The sequence below is a fragment of the Paenibacillus harenae DSM 16969 genome (assembly GCF_000422465.1).
GTDB lineage: Bacteria > Bacillota > Bacilli > Paenibacillales > Paenibacillaceae > Pristimantibacillus > Pristimantibacillus harenae.
Map to the genome: position 1 here is coordinate 34476 of NZ_KE383845.1, position 11420 is coordinate 45895.

An 11420-nucleotide genomic window follows, 5' to 3' on the forward strand; every position below is an offset into this window, starting at 1 on the left:
GTGGTTCCACCCTACTTCAACTGCGCTTCCGGTAGCGCCACGCAGTCCTTGTATGCTCTGGTAACGGAGAGTTCCGGTACAGCTTACTGCCGCAACGATTCCGGTTACGAAATGGCCACAGGTTCAACCGTACAGCTTCAAAGGGGTACATCTGCTGATTATTGAAGGAAATTGCAGCCAAGTTTCCTTTCTCTGAGCCAAATCGCTATAGCAGATACATGTCTTTGTCATAGCCGATTACATCCTATATGTGAGTCATTATAGCTCGACTGGAACGATTGGTCAAGGCTGAATAAGCTCATCGAGCGTATGGCTGCATGACACGCACCGCTCGCATACCGTTACCCGCTGGTCAAATATCGTTTCAATCGTTCGGATGACCTGCATGTCTGGCTGCCGGGTATGAATCGTAATATGCTTCGGCGATACGGAAATAAGCGAGCTTATAACCATATCTTCGATATTCATTTCCGTTTCCAGCATTTCCGCGACTATCCGGTCCGACGGCGGGTTCGGATCCAAAGGCTGGAAGCTGCCGTCGTAGAGCATAAAATCATGTCCGCCTTTGTGGAGCAGATGCACCATCGGAATTTTGGTGTCTTGAAGGAACACAAAGTATTTTAACAGTGAAATAAACTCCTGATATTGCTTATCCAGCACGTATTCATCTAACGCATATTCAACGAGCTCTGTCAATTCTTTGCGATACAGTTCAAGCCGGAATTTAATTAAGCCTTCTATATTAAGCTGCGTATGCTCCTGCAGGTATTGTTCGATTTCTACGACTATTTTGTTCTTCCTTCTTATACGGTCGGCATCCAGAAATCTTGCGCTTAATCCGTCCCAATCCTTCCCATGCAGCAGATCATGACAATAACGCTCAATCGCTTCCGGTTCCAACCCCGATTGATTCCGATATTTCCTGCGAATCATGTTCGAGAGCATCGTCTGCTCCAGCTCGCTTACTATAAACTCGGCGACCGCCCTGGCTGCTGCCTTGTATAAGACGGGTCCGTGTGTTTTCAGTTGAAAATGCGGCAGTTCAGCCTGGCATTGTATATCCAGCTCGGATACGGCATGAAAGGTTACAAGCGCAGCATCGCTCACTGGATTGTTAATATGTAAATCGACGTTCGCTTCTTCCGTCAACCAATTTATTAGCTTATTTACTGACTGTTGGAGGCTTCTAGGCAAAGATACCGTAAATAGCTCCATGAGCTCACCCCTTTCTTTCCTTATCAGTATATGGTCCCATGCTTGGGGATATACGATGAAGAGATTGGAATGTAAGGGAAGGCTTATTCGGACAACATATAAATTCTTAGAATTGCAAAAAGCCCGCGAAATCCTCTTTGCCTCCAAGGAGGCTTACGGTTCGCAGGCTTTTGTTAGTTATATGGAAATTTCAGTTCTGCATCACGAAGTCCAAATCCGCCTTATCGGTTTCATTGTAAACCTTCAAAATGTTATATTTCGTGTCCCGCTGAGCAGGAATTTTGCCGCATTCGCGAATGAGCTGGAGAATGAGTTCAATGTTGACCTTATGCGTTGTGCCTGCGGCCGACACGACATTTTCTTCGATCATCGTGCTGCCGAAGTCATTGCACCCGTACGATAGCGACAGCTTACCCATCTCCGGCCCCATCGTCACCCACGACGATTGAAAGTTCTTAATATTATCGAGCATAATGCGGCTGGCGGCAACGATACGCAAATATTCCTCCGGCTTCGCTTTCTCCAGCTTCAAATTCGTGTTATCCGGCTGGAACGGCCACGAAATAAAAGCCAGGAAGCCTGTAGACGGATATTGATTTGCGATACATTCATCTTGAGCGTCCCGGATACGAAGCATATGCAGCGCGCGCTCCTCGATCGTCTCGCCTAAGCCGTACACCATCGTAGCGGTCGTATTCATGCCGTGACGGTGCGCAGACTTCATGACATCCATCCAGTCCGTCCAAGATCCTTTCAAACGGCTGATTTTGCGGCGCGTGCGATCGTCCAAAATCTCGGCTCCTCCGCCAGGCAAGGAATCCAGCCCGGCTTCGTGCAGCTGCCGAATGACCTCATCCAAAGTTAAACCGTTCGATACGACCTTCATCTTCTGAATTTCCGCAGGCGAGAAGGAGTGCATCGTAATGCCAGGAAAATGCTGTTTAATTTTGCGAAGCAGATCCAAATAGTACGCGAACGGCAAATCCGGATTCGTTCCGCCTTGCATCAAGATTTCGGTTCCGCCTACGTCAATCGTTTCCTGAATTTTATTCAGGATCGTCTCATCCGGCAGCACGTAACCTTCCTTTGACCCCGGAGCGCGGTAGAATGCGCAAAATCTGCAATAAACGTCGCATACATTCGTGTAGTTCACGTTTCGCCCAACGACGAATGTCGTGATCGGCTCGGGATGGTGCCTCAACATGATTTGATTGGCGGCATGCCCCATTTTCTCAATCTGATCTGAAGCGAGAAGCTCCATGCCTTCCTCCAGACTGACTCGTTCACCCCGCAGCGCTTTATCCAAAATCTGGTCTAACGTACTCATTCCGCGAGACCTCCTTAGTTCCGTTCTTAATTGTCAATCGATCACTTCATCCTAACATATTTCATCTCGGCAAGTCATCAGCTTTAAACAGGTCTCTGTGTCAAAATAACGAAAGAAACACGGGATGTCCCGTGTTTTCCTTCCGTTTTGGCCTATTTAGGCGCGCAGCGCCTGATCCAAATCCCCGATCAAATCATCGATATCTTCAAGCCCTACCGAGTAGCGCACCAATCCGTCCGTAATCCCGCGGGCATGGCGCACTTCCTTCGGCATGGCCGCATGCGACATCATCGCAGGATAAGATAAAATGCTCTCGACTGCGCCTAAGCTGACCGCTACCAGAGGCAGCTGAACTTTGCTAAGCAGCGTCTTCGCCCTCTCGCCGCTGCCAACGTCGAAGGATACGACCGCGCCGTAGCCGAGCGACTGCTTCTCGTGAATTTCCTTGCCGGGGTGACCTTCAAGGCCAGGATAATAAACGGCCTTCACTTCTTCATGCTGCGATAACCATTGCGCCAGTCTGCGCGCGCTTCGTTCACTGTGCTCCATTCTTGCCTGCAGCGTCTTCATGCCGCGCATAAGCAGCCATGATTCCTGTGCGCTCAGCACCGTTCCCAGGCCGTTCTGAAGCTGCTTCAGACGTCTTCCGAGATTTTCGTCCGCCGTCACCGCAAGCCCGGCCAATACGTCGCTATGCCCGCTCAGAAATTTGGTTGCGCTGTGAAGCACGATATCGACGCCAAGCTCGATCGGGCGCTGATGGTAAGGCGTCATGAACGTATTATCGAGCATGGTTAGCAGGCCATGCTCCTTCGCCCATGCCGCCGTTTCGGCGATGTTCGTAATTTTAAGCGTCGGATTCGACGGCGTTTCCATAAATACCGCCTTTGTATTCGGCTTTAATGTTGCCTTCACCGCATCGAAATCCGTCATATCCACGAACGTGGATTCAATGCCAAGCCTGTCGAGAATTGACGTCAGCAGCCGGTATGTACCGCCGTACACATCCTCGGTCACTATGACATGCTCACCGGCGGACAGCAGCAGGAAGGAGGTCGAGATCGCCGCCATCCCCGACGCGAACGCGAAGCCTCGGGCACCGCCTTCCAGCAGCGCGATGTAATCTTCAAGGGCCTGCCGGGTCGGATTGCCTGAACGGCTGTAATCAAAATCGGGCGGATTGAAAATATCGTGATGATGAAACGTCGACGCCTGAAAAATCGGCACGCTGGACGCACCCGTATGTTCGTCAATCTCCGCTCCAAAATGAAGCAGCTTCGTCGCGAATCGCCGGTCGGCCGGCTTCGGCTTGTTATTCTCTTCGCTCATGGCCGTTACCCCTCCCCGATTTCTCGTTTGGCGGCGGCAAGCGCCTGCTCCAAATCCGCGATCAAGTCGTCGGCATGCTCGATGCCGACCGAGAAGCGAAGCAGCCGGTCGTCCACGCCGATCGCCTGACGGATTTCAAGCGGGATGTCCGCATGCGTCTGCACAGCCGGGTAGGTCATTAGCGACTCAACTCCGCCGAGGCTTTCGGCAAACGCGATGAGCTTAATGTGGCGGAGAATCGGCTCCACGTAGCGGGCATCTCTCAACCGGAACGAGAATATGCCGGTATTGCCGGAGGATTGCCTGTTCTGAATGTCGTGGCCCGGGTGATGCGGAAGGGCCGGATAATATACATCTTCAATTGCCGGATGCTCCATCAGATAGTTGGCAATCGTTGTCGCATTATATTGGTGCCGTTCCATCCGCAGCGCCAGCGTCTTCATGCCTCTCATCAGCAGCCAGCAATCCTGCGGGCCCAGTACCGCGCCGATGGAATTGTGCAGAAATGCCATTTCTATCGACAGCTCTTGGCCTTTCGTGACGATCAAGCCGGCCAGCACATCGTTGTGGCCGCCCAAATACTTGGTCGCGCTGTGGATAATAATATCCGCGCCAAGCTCGATCGGCCGCTGGAAGAACGGTGTCAGCAGCGTATTGTCAACGATCGTCAACAGCCCTTTCGACTTCGCCCATGCGCAGACGCGCTCCAAATCGGTAATCATCATAAGCGGATTAGTCGGCGTTTCGATAAGAACAGCCTTGGTGTTCGGCGTCCAAAGCGAAGCCATTGCGTCGATATCGTTGGTATCTACATAAGAAGCCGTAACGCCAAATCTCGTCATGATCCGCTCTAGCAGGCGATACGTGCCGCCGTATAAGTCCAGCGAAACGATCAGATGGTCCCCTTGACCGAATAGCGCAAATATGGTCTGCAGAGCCGCCATGCCGGAGCTGCAGGCAAATGCCGCATCTCCGGATTCCAATTGCGCAGCCGCTTCTTCAAGTACAGCTCTTGTCGGGCTTTTCGTACGCGCGTAGTCAAAGCCTGTGCTTTCTCCGAGCTTAGGATGGCGGAACGCGGTAGCCTGATACACAGGAAAGCTGACCGCTCCGGTTACGGGCTCCTTAATCGATCCGATCTGAGCCAAATGACTTTCGATTTTCATTGAAGTTGCACTCCCTCGAATAAAGTTAGATGCCCGCGCCTAGATCAAACGGCGTTTGCTGGTACACATAGTAGTTGAGCCAGTTCGAAAACAATAGGTTAGCATGCGCCCGCCAAGTGGACAATGGCTGAGCGGACGGATTATCGCCTGGGAAATAATTCATTGGCACGTTAATGCGAAGCCCCTTTGCCTGATCGCGGTCATATTCGAACTTCAACGATGTCGGATCATACTCCGAATGACCGGTAACGAATATTTGTCTGCCGTCCCTGGATGCAACGATGTAGACGCCGGAATCCTGCGAGGCAGATAAAATTTCCAAATTGTCGATCGGCTCTATATCCTCGCGGCGAACCTCGGTATGCCTCGATTGCGGCACGTAGAATAATTCATCAAAGCCCCGCAGCAGGCTCACGTTACGTTTTTCTACGTTATGCGGGAAGACGCCGAACATTTTTTTATCCAAATTATATTTTGGCACGTTGTAATGATGGTACAGGCCCGCTTGCGCCGCCCAACAAATGTGAAAGGTAGAGGTTACGCGCCTTGCGCTCCAATCCATGATTTCTTTCAGCTCTTCCCAGTAGGTTACTTCCTCGAACGGCAAATGCTCGACCGGCGCACCTGTGATAATTAGGCCGTCGTAATATTCATGTTGGATATCGTCGAACGTTTTGTAGAACGATTCCAAATGATCGGCGGATGTGTTCTTCGAAGTATGCGTCCTCGGGTGAAGCAGGACGACCTCGACCTGAAGCGGCGTGTTGCCGATCAGCCTGAGAAGCTGCGTCTCCGTCGTTTCTTTCGTAGGCATCAAGTTCAAAATGGCAATTCTGAGCGGACGGATATCTTGATGGTAAGCGATGCTCTCGTCCATCACGAATATGTTCTCGTTACTCAGTATTTCCTTGGCCGGCAGGTTATCCGGTACTTTAATCGGCATGCGGAACCACTCCTTTAAATAGTTTGTCGCCAAAACTTATCCCGGGTCGCATAAGCTTTGGCAGATTGGCCGCTTAAATAACAAAAAGACCCTTTCTGCTGTGAGAAAAGGTCGTATGCTCGGTTAAGAAGCCATCCGCCTCTCTCATCTCTCAGAAACTAAAAATGTTTCCGCAAGAATTAGCACCGTGCATATTACGCCGGTTGCCGGGCTTCATCGGGCTAGTCCCTCCGCCTGCTCTTGATAAGAAAGTAGTCTATTCAATTTTCGCGGTACGATTATATTTTTTACTTTAATGCATTCTGTTATTCGCGTCAAGAAGCGACTTTGCATATGTTAGTGCATAGGCGGAAGCCGACGGTTTTTTGGCTTGAATGTAAAGCGGGTGCGGGAGTATACTAGACAAGGATTATTGTTGTTTATTCCATTCGTAAAGGGGGCAAGCGGACATGGAAGGCGACCGACCGAAGCCTGAACATTATCGAATACGGTTACTGCCGGTTACCTCCGATTCAGCCGGCAGTTTCCTCTGACGTAAGAAAGGAGATGCTGCGGATGAAAATCCGTCTTGTTAAAAATGGCGTTTTTACCCCTGTAGAACATATCGAGCAAACGCTTGTCCCTGCAGCTGAAGGTTTTTACTGGATCGATGCCGACGTGGACGACCTTGAGGTGCTTCAGCCTTTATTCGGTATGCATGACTTGGCTGTAGAGGACTGTTTAAGCGAAGAAGAACAACGTCCAAAAATCGAGATTTACGAAAGCCACTATTTTATCGTTATTAACAGTATCCGTTTTGACGATGAAGAAATCTTTTTGCGCGCGCTGAACATTTTTCTGGGCCGTCATTTCATTATTACCGTCACCAAGCAGAAAATTAACGAGCTCCGGTCCCTCAAGCCTATGCTCTGGGAGCAAGAGGTTAACCGTCCCGATTATTTCCTGTATCATCTGGTCGACCTTGTCGTGGACAATTATTTTCTTGTAGGCGACCGGATCGATAACCGGATCGAAGCGCTGGAAGAGGACATTCTGATGCATACCAAGAAGTCGCATCTGAACGAAATTATCGGCTTGCGCAGCGAAATACTTTGGCTTAAGAAGGTGCTCGGACCGCAGCGCGATGTCATCGCTACGCTGAATAAGAAGGATCTGAAGCTTATTGACGACCAGTTGCAAAAATATTTCAGCGACATTTACGAGAATGCTCTGAAAATCGCCGAATCCTTCGACACGTACCGCGATCTGATGGGCAACCTGCGCGAGGCTTACCAGTCCAGCTTATCGAACCGCGCCAATGAAATTATGCGCGTATTCACCGCAATAACCGTGATCTTCATGCCGCTTACATTTATTACCGGAATATACGGAATGAATTTCGATTTTATTCCAGGGCTTCACCTCCGATTTGGATCCTATATATTGTTAGGCATAATGCTGATGTTAGGCATCGGCATGTTCATTACCTTCCGCAAGAAGGATTGGCTCTAGTAAACAAGTAGAACCACCCTATAAGGCTGCTATTTCACCGGCTCGCAGGCCGGATGAGGTACAGCCTTCTTTGTAGTTACCACATCTATCCTTTATAATAGTTATATACTTATTTATAGCAGCCTGTAATTAGAAAAGGGGGGATTAACGTGAACATTAGCCAGCTTGAAACGCTCCTTACGATTTCCAAGACGATGAGCTTCAGAAAAGCCGGCGAATTGCTCAATCTGACACAACCGGCCGTCTCGGCGCAAATTAAAAGCTTGGAGGACGAGTTCAAGACGGTCCTTATCGATCGTAATCAACCCGTAACCTTAACCGATCACGGTCAAGTTTTTTTGCAGCATGCCGAGAAAATGTTAGCCATCGTGGAAGAGCTCAAGCAGAAGCTGTCCGATCTTAATTTGACGCCTCAAGGTCATATTGTTCTCGGAACGACGGCTTCGATTGCGATTCAGATATTGCCGCGTGTACTTTCTTATTTTCAAAACCAATTCCCTTTAATCAAAACAACGATCCATTCCATGCCCTCATCTCAAGTTATGACCAGCGTTGAGAACGGCTTCGTCGATATCGGCATTTCGTACTTAGCTGAAAAAAATCCAAACATCGCCCAGTCGGTTCTCTACTATGATACGTTCGAGCTTGTCGTATCGCCTTCTCATCCCATGAGTAAATTGACTCATACCACAATGGATACACTAAAGGACATTCCAATGATCATGCTTGCGCCGGATACGCTCGGCCGCCGGTTCGTCGATCGGCTCTTCCGCAAATACAATGTCCAGCCGAACATCCTCATGGAGCTCTCGAGCAGCGAAGAGGTCAAGCGAATGGTCGAAATTAATCTCGGCGCAGCCGTCGTGTCCAAGTTGTCGATCGCAAATGAGCTGCGGCTCGGCACATTGAAGATGATCAAGGTCAATGAGCTGGAAACAACCCATCCGGTAGGCGTCGTATATAAATCCGGCCGGTATTTAAATACGGCGATGCAGCAGTTTCTCAGCGACCTGAAGGGAATGCCCGAGCATTCATTCATAAGCAGCGAATAGAAAAAAACGGAGATAGGAGAGATTTCAATGAAATTCGATTTACATACTCATCACCTTAGATGCGGACATGCAGACGGCAACATTGAAGATTATATCCTTGCGGGAATCGAAGCAGGACTTCAGGTCATCGGCATCTCCGACCATTCCCCTTACTTTTATCACGAGAAGGACCAGCCTTCGCCCGGTATCGCTATGGCGAGGAGCGATTTTGCCAATTATGTGGACGAAGTTCTGCGGCTGAAGGAAAAGTACGAAGGGAAAATTGAAGTGCTGCTTGGCATGGAATCGGACTTCTTCCCCGAATACGTAGACATCTACCGGAAAGCTTATGAAGGGGTTCCATTCGACTACTTGATCGGTTCCGTCCATCAGGTAAGCGGTGTCAGCATCTTTAACCGCAATCGTTGGAAGGGCTTGAACGGGGAACGGCAGATCGTGGAGAAAAGAAGCTATTACGATCTCATTCAACAATCCGCGCGCAGCGGCATGTTCGATATTCTCGGACATATCGATGCGATGAAGGGCTATTATCCCGCCTTCTCGGATATCCCTGCACATGAGCATGTGGACGATACGCTGCGGGTAATCGCGGAAAACGGCGTATCCATTGAGATAAATACATCGGGCAGCACTAAGGATGTCGGCGGCTGGTATCCTTCGGATGAAATATTGGAGCGCGCGCTTCATTTCGGCGTTAACGTAACCTTCGGGTCTGATGCGCACAAGCCGCGCAGAGTCGGGGACGAATGGGAGCTTGTACGGACGCGGTTGAAGGAAATCGGATTCTCGCAGTGGGTGTTCTACCGGAAACGCCGGCAAATCGTAGTTCCTTTATAGAAAAAAAAGTGGACCTGCACGCTGCAGGTCCCAAACGATATATATTAAAAAAGGGGGTCTTGTTATTATAATAGCCCTCTTATGTAATAGGACGATAACAGAACGATTTCATTTGTGTAACAAATTTGAGGAGATGGACATCCATGTGGCTTTTGACGGCCATCAGCAGCGCGCTCTTGTTTGGACTGGCCGGTTGGTGGATGAAAGTATCGCAAATGCGCGGCGGATCTACACGCGTGCTTCTGCTGGGATTATACGCATCAGGCACGCTGGGATTCGGCGTTCACGCAGCGCTGGAAGGCACGTTACCCATGCTTACGGATTCGAGAGTTTGGATTGCAGGTTTAATTATTGGAGCGGGCTCCGCCTGGGGCAACGCTCTTTTTATGAAGGCCCTTCATTACGGCCCCGCAAGCTTAACCTCTCCGCTTACGAATATGAATATTATATTGGTCATCGCACTTGCGACCTGGTGGTATAGAGAGCCTCTGAGCGCTTCTGAAGCCATAGGCATAACCCTCTTGCTGCTTGCCGTCATTTTTGTCGCCCACAAACGGAAGGAACCGTTAACGATTACAGAGAAGCGCTGGTTCGTCCTTGTCGGGGCGGCTATCCTCTTCTTTACTTTCCGCAACGGCGGCCTTAAGGTGACGGACGAGCTTGGGCTGCCGAGTGCGCCGATCCTATTTATTGCCTACGCCCTCTCCTTGGCCTGGTTCATTATTCCGCCCAAGCATGCGGCTGCACGCTCTGCCGGACGAACCGGTCTGCGTTACGGTATCATTGCCGGCTTATTCTCCTATGGAGGACTTCAATTGTACGCAATCGCGCTGGCTACGGGCCAGGCTAATATTGCCGCTCCAATTTTTGCCACGAACAGCCTTGTCGTAGCCGCCGGCGCGATTGTCGTGTACAAAGAGAGGCTGACGATCGTGCAATGGGCCGCTTTTGCCTGTATGCTTGCGGGCTTAATCATTATCCGGGTGTAAAACGGCTGGTAAGCGGTATTCCATTTGAAATGAACTTACTTTTCGTTCGTTCATATGCTACAATAGAAATACAAAAAGCGGGGTGATAGGGTTGGATTATTCGACAATGTGCCCAAAGTATGAAGCCGCAGCCGACATATTAGGCAAGAAATGGACTGGCAGAATTATTCGGGTGTTGCTCGGAGGACCTAAACGGTTCAAAGAGATTAAAGAACAAATACCCGAAATGAGCGACAAAATGCTTACGGACCGGATGAAAGAGCTGGAGACGATAACGATCATTAAGCGTCAGGTGTATCCGGAAATGCCCGTACGTATCGAGTACGAGCTGACGGACAAAGGCCGGGAGCTTGAACCGGTTATCGAATCCATTCAAAAATGGGGCGAACAATGGATGTAACCTCGGCGTAACGGCCACGGACGTTAGTCTGCCAGGCAGTATCGCTGCGACATATATGTACGAAGAGAGGGCCTGCGGCCCTCTTTTGCTTTACATACAATCCTCTACGCAAACAACCGGTTAGATCAGATTTCTCCCTATCGGCACAAACTAAAGCATTTTTGCACCTCATTTCGCCGCATATCGCTTATATCTCGCTGATTCTGGTGCACTTTTGTACCTCGTATCGCCGTATAGAGCTCATCTCGCTGATTCTGGTGCACTTTTGCACCTCATTTTGCTGGATACCGCTCATCTCGCTGATTCTGGTGCATTTCTGCACCTGGTATCGGCGCATATCGCTCATCTCGCTGATTCTGGTGCACTTTTGTACCTCATTTTGCTGGATACCACTCATCTCGCTTATTTTGGTGTATTTCTGCACCTATTTCGCCGAATACCGATCATTCCGCTGATTCTGGTGTATTTCTTCACCTCATTTTGTGGATACCACTCATCTCGCTTATTTTGGTGTATTTCAGTCGTTCATTGGCGCTGTTCACTCCACGTTGGCTCATTCAACGGCACTTCTGCCGCTCATCCGCGCTGTTCGCTTCACGTTGGCTCATTCAACGGCACTTCTGCCGTTCATTCGCGCTGTTCGCTCCACGTTGGCTCATTCAACGGCACTT

The 11420-nt window shown here is 49.8% G+C and carries 11 protein-coding genes and 1 riboswitch; of the genes, 6 read left to right on the top strand and 5 right to left on the bottom strand.

Annotated features, from left to right (window positions below; genetic code table 11):
* Positions 1-282: 282 nt before the first annotated feature.
* From ytxC to metA, 5 genes are all read right to left on the bottom strand, one after another.
* Positions 283-1215 carry a putative sporulation protein YtxC gene (gene ytxC / locus H581_RS0128030; protein WP_029192152.1) on the bottom strand — a complete coding sequence of 311 codons (933 nt, stop codon included), beginning with the start codon at positions 1213-1215 and terminating at the stop codon, positions 283-285.
* Positions 1216-1405: 190 nt separating this feature from the next.
* Positions 1406-2542, bottom strand: coding sequence for a cyclic dehypoxanthinyl futalosine synthase (mqnC, locus tag H581_RS0128035; protein ID WP_029192153.1), 1137 nt, complete (start codon positions 2540-2542; stop codon positions 1406-1408).
* A 156-nt stretch (positions 2543-2698) separates the two neighbouring features.
* On the bottom strand, positions 2699-3871 hold the full coding sequence (locus H581_RS0128040; RefSeq protein WP_029192154.1) for an aminotransferase class I/II-fold pyridoxal phosphate-dependent enzyme: 1173 nt from the start codon (positions 3869-3871) through the stop codon (positions 2699-2701).
* A 5-nt stretch (positions 3872-3876) separates the two neighbouring features.
* Positions 3877-5037 carry an aminotransferase class I/II-fold pyridoxal phosphate-dependent enzyme gene (locus H581_RS0128045; RefSeq protein ID WP_029192155.1) on the bottom strand — a complete coding sequence of 387 codons (1161 nt, stop codon included), beginning with the start codon at positions 5035-5037 and terminating at the stop codon, positions 3877-3879.
* Between the two features lie 25 nt (positions 5038-5062).
* Positions 5063-5980, bottom strand: a complete 918-nt coding sequence (gene metA / locus H581_RS0128050) for a homoserine O-acetyltransferase MetA (protein ID WP_029192156.1) — start codon at positions 5978-5980, stop codon at positions 5063-5065.
* A 141-nt stretch (positions 5981-6121) separates the two neighbouring features.
* Positions 6122-6230, bottom strand: a riboswitch (SAM riboswitch).
* A gap of 305 nt (positions 6231-6535) precedes the next feature.
* On the opposite strand from metA, the gene corA reads away from it, so the two are divergent.
* The 6 genes from corA to H581_RS38665 form a co-directional block, all read left to right on the top strand.
* The gene (corA, locus tag H581_RS0128055) at positions 6536-7471 is read left to right on the top strand and encodes a magnesium/cobalt transporter CorA (protein ID WP_029192157.1); all 936 of its coding nucleotides are present in this window, start codon (positions 6536-6538) and stop codon (positions 7469-7471) included.
* 149 nt (positions 7472-7620) lie between these two features.
* On the top strand, positions 7621-8523 hold the full coding sequence (locus tag H581_RS0128060; protein WP_029192158.1) for a LysR family transcriptional regulator: 903 nt from the start codon (positions 7621-7623) through the stop codon (positions 8521-8523).
* Positions 8524-8550: 27 nt separating this feature from the next.
* Positions 8551-9360 carry a histidinol-phosphatase gene (locus H581_RS0128065; RefSeq protein WP_029192159.1) on the top strand — a complete coding sequence of 270 codons (810 nt, stop codon included), beginning with the start codon at positions 8551-8553 and terminating at the stop codon, positions 9358-9360.
* Positions 9361-9503: 143 nt separating this feature from the next.
* Positions 9504-10349 carry a DMT family transporter gene (locus H581_RS0128070; protein ID WP_029192160.1) on the top strand — a complete coding sequence of 282 codons (846 nt, stop codon included), beginning with the start codon at positions 9504-9506 and terminating at the stop codon, positions 10347-10349.
* A gap of 91 nt (positions 10350-10440) precedes the next feature.
* Positions 10441-10749: a winged helix-turn-helix transcriptional regulator gene (locus H581_RS0128075; protein WP_029192161.1), complete on the top strand. Its 309-nt coding sequence runs from the start codon at positions 10441-10443 to the stop codon at positions 10747-10749.
* A gap of 265 nt (positions 10750-11014) precedes the next feature.
* A partial coding sequence (locus tag H581_RS38665; RefSeq protein WP_211231512.1) for a hypothetical protein occupies positions 11015-11420 on the top strand: 406 nt, incomplete at its 3' end.